Annotated in this window: 25 protein-coding genes; all 25 read left to right on the top strand. The window is 33.5% G+C overall.

The window, feature by feature from the left end; genetic code table 11:
* Nucleotides 1-49: 49 nt before the first annotated feature.
* The 25 genes from AN964_RS14155 to AN964_RS25610 all read left to right on the top strand — a co-directional run bounded on the left by AN964_RS14155 (nucleotide 50) and on the right by AN964_RS25610 (nucleotide 17,694).
* A complete protein-coding gene (locus AN964_RS14155) occupies nucleotides 50-739 on the top strand; it encodes a BRO-N domain-containing protein (RefSeq protein ID WP_055740299.1) in 690 nt (229 codons plus the stop codon).
* 245 nt (nucleotides 740-984) lie between these two features.
* Entirely contained in the window at nucleotides 985-1,584 is a 600-nt protein-coding gene (locus tag AN964_RS14150; protein WP_055740298.1) for an HNH endonuclease, read from the top strand.
* 67 nt (nucleotides 1,585-1,651) lie between these two features.
* Nucleotides 1,652-1,870 (top strand): hypothetical protein, encoded by a 219-nt coding sequence (locus tag AN964_RS14145; RefSeq protein ID WP_055740297.1) that lies wholly within the window; start codon nucleotides 1,652-1,654, stop codon nucleotides 1,868-1,870.
* Nucleotides 1,833-2,015, top strand: a complete 183-nt coding sequence (locus AN964_RS27510) for a type II toxin-antitoxin system PemK/MazF family toxin (protein WP_055740296.1) — start codon at nucleotides 1,833-1,835, stop codon at nucleotides 2,013-2,015. The genes AN964_RS14145 and AN964_RS27510 overlap by 38 nt, the downstream gene beginning before the upstream one ends.
* A 369-nt stretch (nucleotides 2,016-2,384) precedes the next feature.
* On the top strand, nucleotides 2,385-2,588 hold the full coding sequence (locus AN964_RS14135; RefSeq protein WP_055740295.1) for a hypothetical protein: 204 nt from the start codon (nucleotides 2,385-2,387) through the stop codon (nucleotides 2,586-2,588).
* 232 nt (nucleotides 2,589-2,820) lie between these two features.
* A complete protein-coding gene (locus AN964_RS14130) occupies nucleotides 2,821-3,102 on the top strand; it encodes a hypothetical protein (protein ID WP_055740294.1) in 282 nt (93 codons plus the stop codon).
* Between the two features lie 72 nt (nucleotides 3,103-3,174).
* Entirely contained in the window at nucleotides 3,175-3,345 is a 171-nt protein-coding gene (locus AN964_RS26430) for a hypothetical protein (RefSeq protein ID WP_161809255.1), read from the top strand.
* Between the two features lie 207 nt (nucleotides 3,346-3,552).
* Nucleotides 3,553-4,839 (top strand): IS21 family transposase, encoded by a 1,287-nt coding sequence (gene istA, locus AN964_RS14125; protein WP_055738371.1) that lies wholly within the window; start codon nucleotides 3,553-3,555, stop codon nucleotides 4,837-4,839.
* Between the two features lie 5 nt (nucleotides 4,840-4,844).
* A complete protein-coding gene (gene istB / locus AN964_RS14120; protein ID WP_055741248.1) occupies nucleotides 4,845-5,597 on the top strand; it encodes an IS21-like element helper ATPase IstB in 753 nt (250 codons plus the stop codon).
* A 352-nt stretch (nucleotides 5,598-5,949) separates the two neighbouring features.
* A complete protein-coding gene (locus AN964_RS26720) occupies nucleotides 5,950-6,207 on the top strand; it encodes a hypothetical protein (RefSeq protein WP_055740293.1) in 258 nt (85 codons plus the stop codon).
* Between the two features lie 671 nt (nucleotides 6,208-6,878).
* Nucleotides 6,879-7,340 (top strand): phage terminase small subunit P27 family, encoded by a 462-nt coding sequence (locus AN964_RS14105; RefSeq protein WP_055740291.1) that lies wholly within the window; start codon nucleotides 6,879-6,881, stop codon nucleotides 7,338-7,340.
* Nucleotides 7,340-9,034: a terminase TerL endonuclease subunit gene (locus AN964_RS14100; protein WP_055740290.1), complete on the top strand. Its 1,695-nt coding sequence runs from the start codon at nucleotides 7,340-7,342 to the stop codon at nucleotides 9,032-9,034. Before AN964_RS14105 ends, AN964_RS14100 begins: the two co-directional genes overlap by 1 nt.
* 15 nt (nucleotides 9,035-9,049) lie before the next feature.
* Nucleotides 9,050-10,330: a phage portal protein gene (locus AN964_RS14095; protein WP_055740289.1), complete on the top strand. Its 1,281-nt coding sequence runs from the start codon at nucleotides 9,050-9,052 to the stop codon at nucleotides 10,328-10,330.
* Entirely contained in the window at nucleotides 10,293-10,907 is a 615-nt protein-coding gene (locus AN964_RS14090) for an HK97 family phage prohead protease (protein ID WP_055740288.1), read from the top strand. The genes AN964_RS14095 and AN964_RS14090 overlap by 38 nt, the downstream gene beginning before the upstream one ends.
* A complete protein-coding gene (locus AN964_RS14085) occupies nucleotides 10,907-12,064 on the top strand; it encodes a phage major capsid protein (protein WP_055740287.1) in 1,158 nt (385 codons plus the stop codon). Before AN964_RS14090 ends, AN964_RS14085 begins: the two co-directional genes overlap by 1 nt.
* Nucleotides 12,065-12,112: 48 nt before the next feature.
* Nucleotides 12,113-12,271 carry a hypothetical protein gene (locus tag AN964_RS26715; protein ID WP_163258587.1) on the top strand — a complete coding sequence of 53 codons (159 nt, stop codon included), beginning with the start codon at nucleotides 12,113-12,115 and terminating at the stop codon, nucleotides 12,269-12,271.
* Nucleotides 12,261-12,545, top strand: a complete 285-nt coding sequence (locus AN964_RS14080) for a head-tail connector protein (RefSeq protein ID WP_055740286.1) — start codon at nucleotides 12,261-12,263, stop codon at nucleotides 12,543-12,545. Before AN964_RS26715 ends, AN964_RS14080 begins: the two co-directional genes overlap by 11 nt.
* A 14-nt stretch (nucleotides 12,546-12,559) precedes the next feature.
* Nucleotides 12,560-12,928, top strand: coding sequence for a phage head closure protein (locus AN964_RS14075; protein WP_055740285.1), 369 nt, complete (start codon nucleotides 12,560-12,562; stop codon nucleotides 12,926-12,928).
* The gene (locus AN964_RS14070; protein WP_055740284.1) at nucleotides 12,928-13,371 is read left to right on the top strand and encodes an HK97-gp10 family putative phage morphogenesis protein; all 444 of its coding nucleotides are present in this window, start codon (nucleotides 12,928-12,930) and stop codon (nucleotides 13,369-13,371) included. The genes AN964_RS14075 and AN964_RS14070 overlap by 1 nt, the downstream gene beginning before the upstream one ends.
* Before the next feature lie 8 nt (nucleotides 13,372-13,379).
* On the top strand, nucleotides 13,380-13,760 hold the full coding sequence (locus tag AN964_RS14065; protein ID WP_055740283.1) for a hypothetical protein: 381 nt from the start codon (nucleotides 13,380-13,382) through the stop codon (nucleotides 13,758-13,760).
* A gap of 12 nt (nucleotides 13,761-13,772) precedes the next feature.
* Nucleotides 13,773-14,192, top strand: a complete 420-nt coding sequence (locus tag AN964_RS14060; protein ID WP_055740282.1) for a phage tail tube protein — start codon at nucleotides 13,773-13,775, stop codon at nucleotides 14,190-14,192.
* Nucleotides 14,193-14,236: 44 nt separating this feature from the next.
* A complete protein-coding gene (locus tag AN964_RS26425; RefSeq protein ID WP_161809254.1) occupies nucleotides 14,237-14,410 on the top strand; it encodes a hypothetical protein in 174 nt (57 codons plus the stop codon).
* 2 nt (nucleotides 14,411-14,412) lie between these two features.
* Entirely contained in the window at nucleotides 14,413-14,769 is a 357-nt protein-coding gene (locus AN964_RS14055) for a hypothetical protein (protein ID WP_235950555.1), read from the top strand.
* Between the two features lie 68 nt (nucleotides 14,770-14,837).
* A complete protein-coding gene (locus tag AN964_RS14050; protein WP_055740281.1) occupies nucleotides 14,838-15,083 on the top strand; it encodes a hypothetical protein in 246 nt (81 codons plus the stop codon).
* 37 nt (nucleotides 15,084-15,120) lie between these two features.
* A complete protein-coding gene (locus AN964_RS25610) occupies nucleotides 15,121-17,694 on the top strand; it encodes a phage tail protein (protein WP_083489358.1) in 2,574 nt (857 codons plus the stop codon).
* Nucleotides 17,695-17,708: the final 14 nt, after the last annotated feature.

Here is a 17,708-nt window from a genome sequence, read left to right as displayed (position 1 = left end):
GTATTTGCCATTACCCCTAAAAAATAACGGAAAAGGAAGTGAATGTAATATGGCAGAAGTTGTGAAGTTTTTAGAAAAGAAAGAGGTTTTAGGAAAGGAATTAGATATATACGGAACTATCGACGAACCGTTTTTCTTGGCGAAAGATATAGCTCAGTGGTTGGAAATGGATGCTTCGAATGCGAGTCGGATGATTAAAAATATTGATGAAGATGAGTATATTATTGCTCGTCATAATAAGACGAGTGCGACATTTTTAACAGAAGATGGTTTATATGAGGTCTTAATGCAAAGTAGAAAACCTGTAGCGAAACCTTTAAAGAAAGAGATTAAATTAATCCTTAAAGAATTGAGACTAAAAGGTGTTGTCGTATCTGAAAATGCCACTTATGAACAAGTTAAATATAACGTGGACACCTTTCTTGCTAATCTTGATGACTATAATATTACTAAACTATATGGATTGATTGAAGGATTCTTAGAGTTTCATCGGGAGAAAAAGACACGTATTCCATTTAAACGTAAACACAGCGCAAGACATGGTAATAAAAAGTATAAGGATCACATTGAGTCAATGGAGGAAATTAGGGATTACTTAGTGGATTATCTGAATGCTAAGATTGATTCCTTTAATTCGTCAAATCAAGCAGGATTGGCACAAGAATATATCCGCATTCGAGAAATGGTAAGAGTTAATGTGGAGAATATGCGTTTTAGGACTGCTGCTTGTAGCAAATAGAAATTACAGAATGCTTGAGAAACGCATTCTAGCGAAATTAGGAATACATAGGTTGTACATAATTAGTTAAATCGAATACATACATAATTTAGGAGGATTCTGCATTCTTGCCGAGTCCTTTTTCTATTTAATACATTTTAATCAAATACACATAGTTATCCATAATCACATTATATAGGTTGTTGATGCAAATGTAAAGACTTAAATTAAATAAATTTATTATTTTTTTTGGGAGGAATACATAAATGAGTTTACCAGAGTTCGAAACAGTTAGAGATGAGGTAGTACCTCTTAAAGGTTATAGTCAGTACGTTGTACATCCTAATTTGGGTAAGATATATAATTTAAAATCGAGGAAGTGGCTTCTTTCCGATAACCCAAAAGGAACAGGCGATAAGGGATATTTGCTAACAAAACTTTTACATGATTCAGGCGAATATCTTCCAATTTATGAGCATGAAGCTGTAATGGCGGTTGATAAAAATGTTGAACCTAAATCATGGAGAAAAGAAAAGCTTGAAATCGATCATAAAGACGGAAATGTGAAAAACAACTCTATTTCCAACTTAAAACTCGGCACGTCCTCGCAAAACAAGCAAAATAGAAGCTACGATGTAGAAAAAAATTCACTTACATTTGAGAACGCAGAAATAGTTAGAGAAGAATTTAAGACTTGGGAAGGACGTAAAACGGATTTTCATGAAATTATGGCTATGCGTTTTTGTGTGACGGAAAGAACAATCCAGAATTGTCTATTGGGAGTCACATATAAAGCAAAACCAAAAGGACTTCGTTACGATGTGGATGTAAATGGTGTTGTACATAATGTAAGGGAAGTTAATTAATACAAAATCAATGGTTGTCGTCAGTTTTTGGTGACAACCTTATTTTAATTTTGGGAGATGAATATTTATGGAAAAACAAATTATTATTTCTTACGACGAGTATTTAGATTTAGAGAAAAAAGTAAATCAATTAGAACAAACTTATTTTAGTTATGAGGAAACTAATTTAATTTTACATAAGGTATTGGATTACATTAAAGATAAAGAGTTGGATAAAGATTTGGTTTTATATCTCATGGCGGTAATGAATGATCCTAAACAAAGACCAGTATTTCCATTATGGTAATTTAGACAAAGATCCTTCTAGAATTAATATAACAGAAATTCTTACAATTGATAAAGCAAGATTAGATACAAGAGTTGGGAAAATTAAAAATGACTTATTTAAAGATATAAATTTTAAATTAAAAAGACAATTAGGGTTAAAATAGTATTGACAAGTTAATTATGTTTAATTATAGTGAAAATATAAGATTTTTATTTAGCCTTTAAGGCAAATGGCTCAAAAGAGTTTTGTTAGGGGAGATTATTTCTCCCCTAAATAATTTTAATAATAATATTCACGTCATTTACATAATATATTAGTACCATTTCAAATTTTTATTTAGTCATTCAGTTGACAATTGGCTTCCTAAAGAAGTTTTGTGTATATTTGAAATGGGGCAGGGTATTTCCCTGCTTTTATTTGTTTTGAGACCTTTCACATTAACTTGTGGAGGGTCTTTTTCGTTATGTAGGAGGAATTTTATCAATAATTGTAGAATACTGTTTCTTATAATAATTTCTTAAGGAGCAACTGCATGAATATTGATTGGACACCTTTGTTTGGAGAAGTTAATGGTCTTGCATTAAAACTTTTTATATTAATTATAATTTTAATTATATTTGCTACATTATTTTCTTTGGTAATTAAGTTGACCAATTTACCTAAGATGTTTATTAGACCTACGATTGGAGTATCTTTATTGTTGGGGTTATTTACTTGGGCTAAATACTTTTTGTAACTCTTTGACTTATTAACAATACTCCTTTATACTCAATAACGTTGTGCACACGCATATACTGGAGATTGATCCTCACATTGAAATGTGGGGATTTTTTATTTTGCTTTCCTTTCCCTATTCGTATATAGAAAAAGACACTTTCAATATTGCAAATTTGATAGATAATGTAAATTAAGAAGGGATATTTTACTATTTTGTCGAACTCCTTTTTAAAAGGGGTTGATGGTAAATAATGAAATCAAAAGTATTTATGATTAATCATCAAAAAGGTTGGATTGCATTATTAACAGAAAATGGCACATTTAGTATTGCTGAAGTATTAGAAATGGAATTACCGAATATTGGAGATATTATTTCTGGAGATATTGATTCACTAGGTAGAGAAACATTTTTAAATGAAACACAAAATGAAGAAATTGATGTATTTGTGCAGGATATTTTGTCAGGTAAGAAAGAGGCAATGAGACAATTAGAAATCTACAATTCTAATAGGAATGTATGGGAAGTACTATAAATTGTTTAAATCAGACTCATTTATTGGGTCTTTTTTTTTATGCCTAAATTTAATTAATGAGGTAACTGAATTATGAATACAAAAGAAAAAGCAAATAAGTATGATGACATCGTTCGTATTTGGAATGAGCATTTAAAAAAGGATGAAAATGAAATCTGGTATTGTCTTGCTGGACACGAGTTTGTCGATGCAATTCAAAGTGTCATTTCTGAGGATATTAGTAAGGTTATAAATATTGAATAATTTAGCATTGGGAGAGTTGAAAATGAAAAAAGTTTTAAATAGATTATTTCGTGCTTTATGGAACGCGGTATTAACGATAGTTCTAGTCTTTGGATTTATATTAATTATTGATATGGTAGAAATGCTAATTTAAATATGTACAATCGTGCTTGAATAAAGATGTACAAAATGGATTGCTCATTTCATACTAATCTTGGGGTGATTAGTATGTATATGGCGCTAAATGTTGAAACCAATTTTGAGATTACTAGTCTTTCAGACTTACCAAAATTCAAACAACTAATGGAGCATTTAAAAATGAAAATCAATAAGAGTAAATTAGCAGAAGAGTTAGGTGTAGATCGTAGGACAATTGACAAATACCTAAAGGGATTTGTGCCGAAACGGAAGAGAGAAAAGCCATCCAAAATAGATGAGTATTATGAGATCATTGCAGCTCTCCTCTCCGAGGATTCTAAACAAGTTTTCTATTACCGACGGGTACTTTGGCAGTATTTAAAAGATAATCATGGATTACAATGTTCAGACTCTGCATTTCGTGCTTATATTGCACGTACACCAGAATTTAAAGCTTATTTTGAGGAAGATAAACGGATTGCCTCACCTAAAGGAGTGGTTCGATATGAAACACCACCAGGAAAACAAGCCCAGTTGGATTGGAAAGAAAGTATCCTATTTGAAACAAAGGATGGGGAACAAGTAGAGGTGAATGTGGCAGTTTTTCTTCTCTCTTATTCGCGATTCCGTGCTTTTCATTTAAGTGTCTCAAAATCTCAACGTGTGCTTCTATCATTTCTAACGGATGCATTTGAAACATTTGGGGGAGTACCTGATGAAATTGTGACGGATAACATGAAAACCGTAATGGATGAAGCACGAACAGAGTATTTCGCTGGAAAAGTAAATCCTAAGTTCGCTCAATTTGCGAAAGACTTTGGCTTTAAAGTGAGACCATGTATAGCTGGTCGACCAAGAACAAAAGGAAAAGTAGAAACAACAATGAAGCTACTGGATGAAATCCATGCTTATCAGGGACAGCTAACCCTCGAAGAGTTACATCAGTTTGTGCAAGATTTAAGTAATCGGATAAATCATGAAATGCATCAAGGTACGGGGAAGATTCCTATTTTTGAATTTAAAAAAGAAAAGAACCTCTTACACCAGCTACCAACTGAGAAAGTAAGAGATTCTTATCGCATCAAACATACGCTTGTCAAAGTCAATGCCTCAAACATGATTTCCTACAAATCGAATCAATACTCGGTACCCGCAAAGTACCAAGGAAAGAAAGTAGGCTTACAAGTGTATGATGATCAATTATGGATTTATTATAACACAGAGTTGATCGCCCAACACCCTATAAGTAACAAGAAGCTAAATTATCAGGAGGCTCATTATCAAGAAGCACTTGGTGTATCTATGCCTTATTTTCCAGATATAAATGATTTGGCCAAACGAAATTTAGCGGCGATTGGAGAGGTGTATAAAAAATGAATCCAATGACAACGAATTACCAACGACTCCTACAAAATTTAGAGTATTTAAAGTTAAAGCAAATGACATTGCATTTAAACGAAGTCATCGATTTCAGCGTGAATAATCAAATGTCGTTCATTGATACACTTATCAAATTAACGAATTATGAGATCGATGTACGCGAGCAAAATATGATTCAATCGATGGTCAAAGTGGGTGCGTTTCCGCACTTAAAAGAAATAAAGGATTTTGATTTTAGTTTTCAAACGTCCGTCAATCAGCAACAGATTTTAGACTTTTTAACGCTTCGCTTTATTGAAAAGAATGAGAATATCGTTTTTCTAGGTCCAAGTGGCGTCGGGAAAACCCATTTGGCCACTTCCATCGGAATTACGGCAGCAAAGAAACGAACTAGTACTTATTTTATAAAGTGTCATGACCTCATTCAAAATCTAAAGAGAGCACGCCTAGAAAATCGATTAGAAGCCCGTTTAAAGCATTATACAAAATACAAGCTGCTTATAATTGATGAAATAGGTTATTTACCTATTGATGCCGAAGATGCGAAGCTCTTTTTCCAGCTCATAGACATGCGTTATGAAAAACGAAGTACCATATTGACAACGAATGTGAACTTTAAATCATGGGATGAAATCTTTCAAGAGCCGAAGTTAGCAAACGCGATTCTAGATCGAATTTTACATCACGCGACTGTCGTTACAATCGTGGGAGAATCGTATCGCTTAAAAGATCATTTAGCGAAAGAAAATGAGTAATTTTGTACATTCTTATACAAGCGAAAGTGTACATATTTGTGTTGACATTTATAGATATGGCAATGATGGTAAGTGTCTGGTTTGGGTTGTGTGTCGTGTTAATAGGATTGATAGCTATATATTACCGTGACATGTATAGGATAGAGAAGTTGTTTAAGGAGCACAGGTAAATGGAGAAATACACATTGACTTTAACCTGCATAGATTGTGGTCATAAACAACATTACACCAAGAGACAGGAAAAATATACAGATGCCAAAAGATGTGAGAAGTGCGATGGTATTGTTCTTTATAGTCCATATAAAAGTTAGTAATGAATTATTACAAGAAAAATAATAAGGAGTGTTGTGACATGGCTGAAAAGCGTGAGTCAAACAATGGATCATTAGAAGTAAAGGTTGATGTAGATTGTACAGAGGCTTTAAAGGGATTGAAGGCTATAACCAGAGCTGCAAAGAAAGCGACTGCTGCTTTAAAGGAATTAGAGGAACAACAAAATAAATTGAGTGGTATTTCCATTTCATTTAGTAGGGAACTTGTTGAGGAAAAGCCTGTAGACGAGTGGAAACCATTTTATTCTGTCGATGGCGCTAAAGATATTCAATGTTAAAGAGTTGTAGTTATTGTGGTGGTATACATCAATTTGGTTATGATTGTCCAAAGAAACCAAAGAGAATAAAGAGTACCGAAGGACTGATGGGTGAGATACATAAAGCTAGAACTACACAACGATGGTTTAAGGTTAGGGATTATGTAAGAGAACGTGACCAACATCTATGTCAATTGTGTGTTAGGAATCTTTATCATACGTTGCAACGATATACATTTAATAATACTCAGGTTCATCATGTTATTCCAATGAAGGAAGATGAGGATAGGAACCTATGGTATAACAGTGAGAATCTATTGTTAGTATGCAAGTATCATCATGACATGTGCGAACGTGGAGAGGTACCAAGGGAGGAACAACTGGAAATAGTTAGGGAACAGGAGTATAAGTATTCCAATTATTGACTTAATCCTTTTATATCCCCCCTACCAAAAATTTACAGGTGATAGAACGATTGTAAAGCCACGACCCCACTTTTTTTCACTAAAAATTCCCAAAATGAAAATTTATTAGGTGGTGAATATTATGTTCAAGAAAAAATTGGTTGATATTTTTCATTCTAAGGGTATTTGTTTTGCTAGATTCGAATATAAAGCTTTTGGAATTAAGTTGTTTTCAATCGAAAAACGTATTGACTAAAAATTAATTAATTTATTGAGGAGGTGGGAAAATTGGCAAGACCATCAAAAAGCGTAAATACTATGTCAAAAAATCTTACGAAGGAAGAAATAAGCATTCGTAAACAAACTGAAGAAAAGCTAAAAGGTGAAGCTGATAAAATCTCACCTCCGAAGCATTTGAACGCAAGACAAAAGAAAATATTTAATTACATAGTCGATGAATTAGCAGCAAGTGAGATTTTAGGAAATCTTGATATTTACATTTTAAGTACATGCTCTATTGCTATTGATAGAATGCAAGAAATTGAAAAACAGATAAATAAAGATATCGAAAAGATTCAAGATAAAAGTCTCATGAGTGCTAAAGAAAAGTATACAAAAGAGTTCTTTAGGTGTGCGAATGAGCTTTCGTTATCACCTCAATCTCGTGCAAAACTAGGAAACATTAATCTTCAAGCCAAACAAAATGAAGAAGATCCACTGCTTAAGGTATTGGCTGGTGGTAGGAAATAATGGATAGTATTCAAGAAAGTAAAGCATATAAGTATTGTCAATGGTGTATTAAAGAAGATAATCATTATGTTGGAAAGTACGTGAAAAAACAGGCTAAAGCATGGATTGATATAGCTGATGGAAATAATAATGAAGCTTATGTAGATGAAGAAATGTTTAATAAAGTCTGCGGAATCCTTCGATTAATGGTACATCCTGATTTAGGGTGTTCTGTTTATGAAGGTATGGAACGTTATCAATGGTTTTTTGTTACAGCAACACTTTGTACATTAAGTCTAGAGGATAAATCCTTTTACTATGAGTCTAGTTTACTGGAGATATCTAGGAAAAATTTTAAAACGTTTATAAGTGGTGTAGTTTTTATTATTGGTATGCTATTATTACCAAAGTTTTCAAGGTTATTTAGTGTTGCACCTGATTATAAGCTATCCTCTGAGTTAAAATTGGCAGTTAAAAAGATAATTAAATCAAGTCCATTATTAGAGGATCGATTTAAAATTAAGCGTGATGTAGTGGAGTGTAAATTGACAGATATCGATTATACACCCCTTGCATACTCAAATGATAAACTAGACGGTAAGCTTGCGGCAGCATATCTGATCGATGAGGTAGGAGCCCTCAACTCATCATATCCAATCGAAGCCATGCGTAGCAGTCAAATTACACTTAAAGATAAGTTAGGTATCCTAATTTCCACACAATATCCTTCAGATCATAATGCCTTACTTGAGGAAATCGATTACGCAAAAAGGGTATTAGATGGGTTAATTGAAAATAAACGTTACTTTAGCTTGTTGTATGAGCCAGATGAAAACATAAGGAAAGAATGGGAAACTAATGATTTAGTAATATTTCAATCGAATCCCGTAGCAGTAGACAATGATAAAGTATTTAAAGCCATTATCGATAAACGGACGATGGCTATTTTATACGAGTCCAAACGTGAAAATTATCTATGTAAGCATAACAACATAATGTACAAAGGTCTAGGAGCCGATGGTTATGTGTCTAGTGATCAAATTAGAGCTTGTAAAGCTGATGAAGAATGGGATTGGTATGGTAAGGACGTTTATGTAGGAGCCGATGGAGCCGAGTCATTTGATAATTCGTCAATAGCTATGCTTGCTTATGATGAAAAAACAGGTATTGTCCATTCGAAAACTTGGCAATTTGTACAAGAAGACTATATAGACGAAAAAAGTAAACGTGAAAAGTTTAATTATCGTAAATCAATTGCAGATAAAAATACAATAATTTGTGGCGAATCCGTACTTGACTATGCACAATTTGAGCAATTTGTAGTTGACTTGCAAGAAGAATATGGTGTGAATATTGTCGGTATTGGTTATGACATTAGAAATCTTCGAAACTCTGCTCAAAAATGGGAACGAGATTATAATTTAACAACGATTGAGGTTAAACAACATAGTAGCGTATTACATCCAACTATTAAATGGCTAAAGGAATTAATATTGGAGCAAAAGTTTTCGTATTACAACAACTTAGCTTACGAAAACCACTTCACTAATTGTAGGTGTGTAGATGATACCAATTTGAATAAATACATTAACAAGAAAATTAGTGTCAAAACAGCAGGTAAAGTAGATATGGTCTTTGCAACAATAAATGCTTTATTTCTACTTCAACAAGATGTAGTTTTCAGTAACAATGATTGGACATTCCAAGTTATTTAGAAGGGAGGTGGAAAAATGGGATTAAGACAAAAATGGCGTGAATTACGGTATTTTAAGAAACAGGAACAAAGAGATAGTATGACTTTGGAAGAACTTCTCCTGAGTGCTGGTATTCCATTGAATGATATTACTAAAGAACAAGCTTTAACTATTCCAGCGGTAAGTGCTGCCTCCGGTTTAATAAGTGATATAATAGCGTCTTTACCTATTCATTTATATAAAGAAGAGAATGGAAAAGTAATAGAGGTTAAAAATGATCCACGTGTCAGTATGTTAAATGATGATACAAAAGACACCTTAAATGGTTTTCAGTTTAAGAAAGCATTAATTGAAGATTATCTTTTAAATGGAGCTGGTTATGCGTACATTAACCGTCAAAGGAATAATGTGAAAAGCTTAAACTATGTTGAATACAAAGATATATCAGTAAACGTGGGAGTAGATCCTATATTTAAAAGTTACGATATCCTTGTAAATGGTCAAACTTATCGTGATTTCGAATTTCTAAAAATAGCAAGAAATTCAAAAGATGGTGTCACAGGTAAGGGAATAATCCATGAAAACAACAAAATGCTTTCTGTTGCCTACTACTCCTTGATTTTTGAAGAAGTGCTAGTTAAAACGGGTGGAAATAAAAAAGGATTTCTTACATCTGAAAGTAAACTTACTGATGAAGTTATTGCTGCTTTAAAGAGGTCATGGAATGACCTTTACAAGAATAATTCTGAAAACGTTATGATTTTAAACAAAGGATTAGACTTCAAAGAATCTTCAAACACCAGTGTAGAGATGCAATTAAATGAGAACAAGAAAACTAACTCTGCGGAGATATTAAAACTGTTTCTTGTTTTTCCTTCAATTTTAGATGGTAGTGCAAGTGATGATGTATATAACGAATGGATTAAAATCTGCATATCACCAAAATTAACTGAAATAGAAACATGTTTAAATAAGGATCTTTTGCTTCCGAGCGAACAAGATTCTTTTTATTTTGCCATTGATTCAAAAGAACTTCTAAAAGGAGACATGGAAAAACGTTATAAAGCTTATGAAATTGCCTTAAAGAATAAGATTCTAGACATCAATGAAGTCAGATACTTAGAGGACAGGGAGCCAATTAAGGCTTTCGAGGATATTGTAGTCCTTGGTTTAAATGATGTACTGTACAACATCAAAACTGGAGCGGTTTATACGCCAAACACAGACAAATCAACTAACATGAATAATCCAGATACGACTTTGGGGGGAGGTGATGATAATGCGAATAGAGATTCGAGGGGATCAGGTACTACTTGATGGCTACGTTAATGCAGTGGCAAGAGAATCTAGGGTTTTACCTTCTCCAAACGGTAGATTTAAAGAGCAAATTGTACCAAAAACCTTTGAAAGAGCACTTCAAAGAGCAGAAAACGTTGATTTGTTGTTTAATCATGATCGAAATAGAAACTTAGGATCTATTAAACAAGGAAATTTGGAATTATTCGAGGATACTATTGGACTCCGTGCAATTGCTACTGTAACCGATGAAGATATCATTCAAAAAGCCAAAAATGGCGCATTAAAGGGTTGGTCATTTGGATTCATAGCCAATAAAGACCGCTGGGAAGACGGAGAAAATGGTATTCAAAAACGTTACATAGAAGATTTAGATCTTTTGGAGGTATCTATTTTAGATAAAACTCCAGCATACATAGCAACTTCTATTGAAGCTAGAGGTGAAGAAACTCTTATCACTGAACAACGAAATGAAGAATTTAAGGCTTCAATTGAAGATTTAACGAAACTAGAAGACAAAAAGGAAGAAAGAGAACTAGATTACTCTCTTTATGAAAAAGAAATTGAACTTTTAAAATTGAAAGGTGGAAAATTTTAATGAGAAAAATGTTAACTGAAAAGAAAATTGAGGTAAGATCAATGCCATCACTTGTAGAGCAACGTAACAACTTGCTTGATGAAATGGATGGAATCATGGCAAAGGTTAAAGAAGAAACTCGTGCTATGGATGATAATGAAAATAAACGTTTTGATGAAATTAAAGCTGAAATTGCTAAAATCGATAAAACTTTAGCTGCTGAAGCAGAAGCACGTTCTTATGAGAAAAAAGAAACTAAAAAGCAAGATGGTAAAGAAGAACAACGTGCTTTAGAGGAAGCAAATTTCTTAAAATACATTCGTGGTGAAGAAAGAGCGTTAGACGTAGGTAGCAATGGTGGAATTATTCCTACTCATATTGCTAATAAAATTATTGAGAAAGTAAAAGAATTATCTCCAATTTATTCAATGGCTACAGTTTTCAATGTTGGAGGAGATTTAGTTTTCCCTGTTTATGATGAAAATACTTCTTCAATTGGTGCTGCTTACGTGGATGATATGCAAGAATTAACAGAAGGGACTGGAAAGTTTACTACTGTTAAACTTGAAAACTTCATCATCGGAAGCCTTGCAAAGATTTCTAAATCATTAATGAATCGTACAGACATTGATCTATTGTCATTTGTAATTAACAAGGTTGCAAAAGCTATTGCAGAATTTCTTGAGAAAGAATTAATTAACGGAACAGATGGTAAATTAACTGGTATCCTATCCTCTACTTATGGGGTTGAATCAGCATCTTCTACTGCATTAACAGCAGATGAATTAATTGATTTACAAATGACTGTTCCAGAAGTATTTCAAGCTAATGCATCTTGGATTCTAAATAAAGATACTTTTAAAGCTGTAAGAAAATTAAAGGATTCTGAAGGTAATTACTTATTAAATAAAGATCTAACTACTCAATTTGGTTGGTCATTATTAGGGAAGCCTGTATACGTTACAGAAAGTATGCCAAAAATTGCTGCAGGAGCAAAAGTAATTGCTTATGGTGATATGAGCGGTCTTTATGTAAAATTGGCACAAAATGTAGAATTGCAAGTATTAGTAGAAAAATATGCTACTCAACATGCTGTCGGTGTAGTTGGTTACGTTGAAGCAGACTCTGAAATTGTAGAACCACAAAAACTAGCTGTTTTAACAATGAAAGCATCTTAATGAAGGTGGATATTCTCCACCTTTCTTTTTTATAAGGAGGGATGATAATTGAAAGTTAAAGCTAAAGTTAGTTTTGCTGGTATTATAACTATGTCTAAAGGTGAAGAAAGAGAAATTCAAGACAAACAAATTTACCAAGACTTAATTCAGGCGAACTATGTTGAAGAAGTTAAAACGAAGAATAAGGTGAAGGCTAATGAAAATTAGTGATGTAACCATTGATGATCTAAAAGAATATGCGCATGTTTACCACAATGAAGATGACAAGCTTTTTACAAGTATTCTTGCGGCAGGGAAATCCTACATAAAAGGCTATACAGGACTTTCAATTGAAAAAATGGATGAATTAGAAGACATTACAATTGTGCTATTTGTCTTATCCAATGAAATGTATGATAATCGTACTTTCTCTGTGCAAGATGATAAAGTGAACTTTGTTGTAAAGTCTATTTTGGATATGCACTCTATTAATCTTTTGTAGGGGGTGTATTTTTTATGACTAGATTTCGAATTAATCCAGGGGAATACAGGCATATAATAACCTTTCAAAAGAAAATAGATGTTCAAAATTCTTACGGTGAAAATATAAAGGATTGGGTAGATATTGAGGGCTTAATTAAACTAAGAGCTGGTATTTATCCTATTAGCGGTAAGGAGTTTTTTGCTGCAGGAGCAGTAAATAGTGAGGTTACCCATAAGGTTAATATGAGGTACATGCCTAACAAAGAGATAACTCCCGATATGCGAATTAAATATTTTGATAATGTAATGGAAAAAGATCGTTATTTTGAATTGATTGCCCCTCCAATTAATTTTCAAGAGAAGAATGTTGAAATACAACTATTATGTAAGGAAGTGATCTAATGGCTAGAAGAAATGAAATTGAAGGTATGGCTGCACTAATTAGAACCATTAGACAGTTAGAAGAACTTCCGCAGAAATGCGTTACAAAAGCAGCTCGAAAAGGTGCAACCGTTGCTTTAAAAGCTACTCGTAATAGTGCTCCTGTTGATAAAGGAGATCTAAAAAGAGGGATTGTTCTCAAAGGTGAAAAATCACGAATCAGAGGTAAAAAAATGTATCAAGTCACATTTGACCGTGGTTATAATCATGTCTTTGTGAAACAGTCTGCTGATGGTACTAAACGATATTACTACCCAGCTTCACAAGAATATGGCTATATTGCTCGTGATGGAAGTTATGTTCCCGGTTATCATTTTATGAGAAATTCAGTTGATGAACATAAAACAGAAATTGAACGGACTACAGTACAAGTGTTGGCAAGTGAAATAGATAAAATTAGGTAGGTGTTTATATGGACTTCGAGGAAGCATTGAGGGCTGAACTCGTAACAATAGATGGGTTATCCAATAAGGTATTCCCCTTAAATGCAACTGAGGGAACGAAACCGCCTTATATTATTTATGTATCATCGGAAGGTATACAGGATAAGACACTTGATGGATATCAATCTAATAAAGAAGCACCATGTGAAATTAATATTGTTCATAACAGTTACGAAAACTTAAAATCTATGACAAAGCAGGTATTGGACAAGATTGTGAGTTTCGAGGGTAGAGTCATTGGGAAAGATGGACCTTTTATTCAAGAATTATCCTATGATAAACCTATTGAATTGTATGAAAATGAAATTTCTGCATATAGAAGTGTAATTAATTTTACAGTAAATTTTTAAGGAGTGAATTAAATGACAGCTACAAGAGGTCTAGGTACAATTTTAAATATGGGTACTAAAAAAATTGGTGGATTAACTGAAATAGGTGGATTAGATTTAACTGCCGATACCATCGATACAACTACTCTAGATAGTGATGGTGGTTATAAAGAATTTATAGGTGGATTTAAAGATGGTGGAGAAGTGTCTTTAAGCGGATACTTGGATGTATCTACTGGAAGTGGTCAAAAGGATTTTTATGATGCTTTTGAGGCAGGTTCTGTAAATGATTTTACAATAAAGTTTCCATCATCCATCGGTGCAAGTTGGAATTTTAAAGGTGTTGTTACAGGATTTAAAACAAGCACTAACATTGATGATCCTCTTAGCTTCGAAGGTACAATCAAGGTATCTGGTAAACCAACATTACAAATCGGTGCAAGTGGAGCATAAAACTAGGATTGTCTTCCTAGTTTTTTTATTTAAATGTAATTGACATGGATAAATTAAAAATTGTTGTTGATGAAAATGGAAGAGTCATAGTTTGGATGAATGGTAAAAGACAAGAAGGAATCTATGGAATTGAATTCTTTGCTCGTGCAGGAGAATCGACAAGACATAAAATTGAATATATTACTGGTTTTCCAGTAAAACGTGATGAGGTGAAATAATATTGGCAGATAAAAATAATATGGTTGTTATTAACTTAGATAGACCAAGAATACTGCGATTTGGTCATAAAGCTTTAAAGTTAATGACAACTTTAACTGGTAAGGATTTTAATAACTTTGAAATCGATAATGCAAATTTTGAGGACCTTGAAAAAATAATGTATTGCGGTTTGTTGTATGACGCAAAAGAAAATAATGAGACTCTTAAACTTGAAGACATGGAAGATTTATTGGATGAAGCAGATACATACACAGAAATAATGGAGAAAATGCAATTGGCTCTTGATGCTGCGTTTGGACAAATGGCTGCTGACCAAAAAAACTTACAGAGGATTGTGGATCAGAAGAAGAAAAAATAGAGTGGGATTGGGAATTATCACTAAAATCCGCAATCCGAGTTGGAATCAGTATTCAAGAGTATGAGGTAATGACTCCTTATGAATTGAGTTTATTTATTCATGATTATAATGAAAAGAAAAAACAAGAGACTGAAGATAAACTCACATTTACATGGTTAGGAGCTTATTGGCAAAGAGTAAATAAATTTCCAAGTTTGAAGGAAGTATTAACATCAACAAAGCCTAAAAAGCCTATGAATGATGAGCAAATGTTTGAAAGAATAAAACAACTGAATATCATGTTTGGTGGTTCTGTAAAAGAGAGTAGTGAATAAACTACTCTTATTTTTTTTGTGTAGGGGGTGAGACTTTATGGGAATTGTAAGAAACCTTGTAGTACGTGCTGGCGCTGATTTTAGTGAATTAACGAATGGAATGAGAAGAGTACAGAACTCATTAAATGATTTTAATAGAAACATTAATAGTACTCTTAAAGGAATAGGTGCTGCTATGGCAGCAATTGGAGCGGCTGTAACAATAAAGGAAGCGGTTAAAAGTGCAATGGACACAGAAGCTGCACTTCAACAAGTAAATCGTCAAATGGGTGCAAGTGCTAATGAATTTACTAAATGGGCTAATGAAAACGCTGCAGCATTCGGTATGGCGAAATCAGAGGCAATTAAATATGGTGCAGTTTATTCCAATCTAATTAGTGGATTTTCTAATGGAACCGAGCAAACTTTTCAACGTACTCAGCAATTATTAAAAGCTTCTGCGGTTGTGGCTTCAGGAACAGGAAGAACAATGGACGATGTTATGGAAAGAATTCGTTCAGGTTTACTAGGGAACACAGAAGCAATTGAGGATCTTGGAATTAACGTTAACATTGCAATGATTGAAAGCACTAATGCTTTTAAACAGTTTGCCAATGGTCAGCATTGGAATCAACTAGATTTTCAAACGCAACAACAGATTCGCTTAATGGCTATCTTAGAACAAGCTAATACAAAATATGGAGATTCCTTAAATCAAAATACTGCAACAAGTATGGCTATGTTTGTTGCCCAATTGAAAAATATTCAATTAGCACTTGGTCAAGCATTTTTACCTATATTAAACGTGGTTCTTCCAGTTTTAACAGCATTTGCAGCAAAAGTGGCTAGTGTTTTAACTGTTGTAGCTCAATTTATGCAAGCGTTATTTGGAAAGAGGACGGCAGTAAAACAACAAGTAGCCCAAGCAAAAGCTACCAATCAACAAGCATCTGCAGTTACAGGTTTAGGTAATGCCTTGAAAAAGACAGGTAAAGAAGCGCAAAAGGCTGCAAAAGCGAGTAGAGGAATTGCAGGGTTTGATGAAATCAACTCTTTAGCTGATCCATCTAGTTCCAGTGGTAGTAAAGGTGCATCTGCAAGTGGCACTGGAGGTGGAGTACCTACAGGTGCTGGAGTAGATATGCCAGATACTAGTCCTGTTGAAAATGGTATTACTCAAATAAGTGAGAAGATTCAAGCTTTTGCTGATAAAATCAGAGGGTTTTTTGGAGGGATTAGAGACTTCTTTAAAGGAGTTGGAAATTTTGTAACAGCACATAAGGATATTATTATTGCTGCCTTGTCAGGTTTGGCTGCTGCATTCGGAACATTTTTAGTAATTGCTAACCTCCCTAAAATTATTGGTGCTTTTGAGACATTATATCTTAAAATTCTATACTTTATTGATGGAATTAAAAAGGTATTTATAACCGCATTTGGGTTTTTAGCATCGCCTTTAGGACTTGTTTTAGTAGCAATTGCAGGATTAACTGCAGCATTCGTCTACTTCTATCGAACAAATGAAAAATTCAAAGGTTTTGTTGATGGTATTCTAAATCAGATTAAAGATGCTGCGGTGTACTTGTGGAAAAATATTCTTGTTCCTTTTGGGGAATTTCTAGGAAAAGTCTTTGCAGCAGCGTGGGATATCGTCAAAGTTGCAGCGCAGTTTTTGTGGAAAAATGTGTTTGTTCCTCTAGGGGATTTCATGGTGTGGATGTGGAAAAATGTTGTATCTCCATTAGCATCTGTTTTGAAAGATATTCTAGGGGTAGCATTTAATTTTGTATCAGATGTAGCAAAATCATTATGGAAAAACGTTCTTGTACCTCTTGGTGACTTTTTTAAAGCTACTTTTAGTCCTACGATTGAAGCGGTTTCTGCAGTGTTTAAATTTCTTTGGAATAATGTACTAGTTCCTTTTAGTTCATTTTTAGGAACAAGCCTAAAACCTGTGTTTTCTGATTTGACCACCGTAATTCAATTTTTATGGAATAATGTTTTAAAACCTCTGGTCACATTTTTAACAGGAGTTTTCAAGCAAACGTTTGATACTGTCTTTCAAGGAATTGGCGGAATCATAAAAGGGTTACAAACAAGCTTTATCGGGCTAATGAACTTTATCACAGGTGTATTTACCGGAAATTGGAAAAAGGCTTGGGAAGGTGTTAAAGACATTTTTCAGGGTGTTTTTGAATCTTTGTATTCTATTGTTAAAACTCCACTTAATCTAATCATTGATGCTATTAATCTGTTAATTAGTGGCTTGAATTCAATTAGTATTGATATACCTAAATGGGTTCCTAAGTATGGTGGACAAACATTTGGTGTAAATATTTCTAAAATTCCTCACTTAGCAAAAGGTGGTATCACCAATGGACCAATGATGGCTGTAATCGGAGATAATCCGGGTGGAAAAGAAGTTGTTTCTCCATTGGGTGAATTGAAGGATATGATCGCATCATCCGTTGGAACTGCTTTTATGTCTGCCATGCAATTTAGTAATAACAATTCCAATAATAAAGGTGATGTAATAATTCAACTAGACGGAAAAACTTTAGCCAGAGTATTAAATCCATACCTTTTAAAAGAAGAAAATCGTATTGGGAATTCAATAATAACTACAACATAAGAAAGGAGTTGGTT

The sequence above is a fragment of the Heyndrickxia shackletonii genome (genome assembly GCF_001420715.1).
In the GTDB taxonomy this organism is placed as follows: Bacteria; Bacillota; Bacilli; order Bacillales; family Bacillaceae_C; genus Margalitia; species Margalitia shackletonii.
This window is presented reverse-complemented; position numbering and strand designations above follow the sequence as displayed.

Bases quoted from the DNA above. Each gene is read 5' to 3' on its own strand.
- AN964_RS14155 (WP_055740299.1), top strand. From the start codon at position 50: ATGGCAGAAGTTGTGAAGTTTTTAGAAAAGAAAGAGGTTTTAGGAAAG.
- AN964_RS14150 (WP_055740298.1), top strand. From the start codon at position 985: ATGAGTTTACCAGAGTTCGAAACAGTTAGAGATGAGGTAGTACCTCTT.
- AN964_RS14145 (WP_055740297.1), top strand. From the start codon at position 1,652: ATGGAAAAACAAATTATTATTTCTTACGACGAGTATTTAGATTTAGAG.
- AN964_RS27510 (WP_055740296.1), top strand. From the start codon at position 1,833: ATGATCCTAAACAAAGACCAGTATTTCCATTATGGTAATTTAGACAAA.
- AN964_RS14135 (WP_055740295.1), top strand. From the start codon at position 2,385: ATGAATATTGATTGGACACCTTTGTTTGGAGAAGTTAATGGTCTTGCA.
- AN964_RS14130 (WP_055740294.1), top strand. From the start codon at position 2,821: ATGAAATCAAAAGTATTTATGATTAATCATCAAAAAGGTTGGATTGCA.
- AN964_RS26430 (WP_161809255.1), top strand. From the start codon at position 3,175: ATGAATACAAAAGAAAAAGCAAATAAGTATGATGACATCGTTCGTATT.
- istA (WP_055738371.1), top strand. From the start codon at position 3,553: ATGTATATGGCGCTAAATGTTGAAACCAATTTTGAGATTACTAGTCTT.
- istB (WP_055741248.1), top strand. From the start codon at position 4,845: ATGACAACGAATTACCAACGACTCCTACAAAATTTAGAGTATTTAAAG.
- AN964_RS26720 (WP_055740293.1), top strand. From the start codon at position 5,950: ATGGCTGAAAAGCGTGAGTCAAACAATGGATCATTAGAAGTAAAGGTT.
- AN964_RS14100 (WP_055740290.1), top strand. From the start codon at position 7,340: ATGGATAGTATTCAAGAAAGTAAAGCATATAAGTATTGTCAATGGTGT.
- AN964_RS14095 (WP_055740289.1), top strand. From the start codon at position 9,050: ATGGGATTAAGACAAAAATGGCGTGAATTACGGTATTTTAAGAAACAG.
- AN964_RS14090 (WP_055740288.1), top strand. From the start codon at position 10,293: ATGCGAATAGAGATTCGAGGGGATCAGGTACTACTTGATGGCTACGTT.
- AN964_RS14085 (WP_055740287.1), top strand. From the start codon at position 10,907: ATGAGAAAAATGTTAACTGAAAAGAAAATTGAGGTAAGATCAATGCCA.
- AN964_RS14080 (WP_055740286.1), top strand. From the start codon at position 12,261: ATGAAAATTAGTGATGTAACCATTGATGATCTAAAAGAATATGCGCAT.
- AN964_RS14075 (WP_055740285.1), top strand. From the start codon at position 12,560: ATGACTAGATTTCGAATTAATCCAGGGGAATACAGGCATATAATAACC.
- AN964_RS14070 (WP_055740284.1), top strand. From the start codon at position 12,928: ATGGCTAGAAGAAATGAAATTGAAGGTATGGCTGCACTAATTAGAACC.
- AN964_RS14065 (WP_055740283.1), top strand. From the start codon at position 13,380: ATGGACTTCGAGGAAGCATTGAGGGCTGAACTCGTAACAATAGATGGG.
- AN964_RS14060 (WP_055740282.1), top strand. From the start codon at position 13,773: ATGACAGCTACAAGAGGTCTAGGTACAATTTTAAATATGGGTACTAAA.
- AN964_RS26425 (WP_161809254.1), top strand. From the start codon at position 14,237: ATGGATAAATTAAAAATTGTTGTTGATGAAAATGGAAGAGTCATAGTT.
- AN964_RS14050 (WP_055740281.1), top strand. From the start codon at position 14,838: ATGACTCCTTATGAATTGAGTTTATTTATTCATGATTATAATGAAAAG.
- AN964_RS25610 (WP_083489358.1), top strand. From the start codon at position 15,121: ATGGGAATTGTAAGAAACCTTGTAGTACGTGCTGGCGCTGATTTTAGT.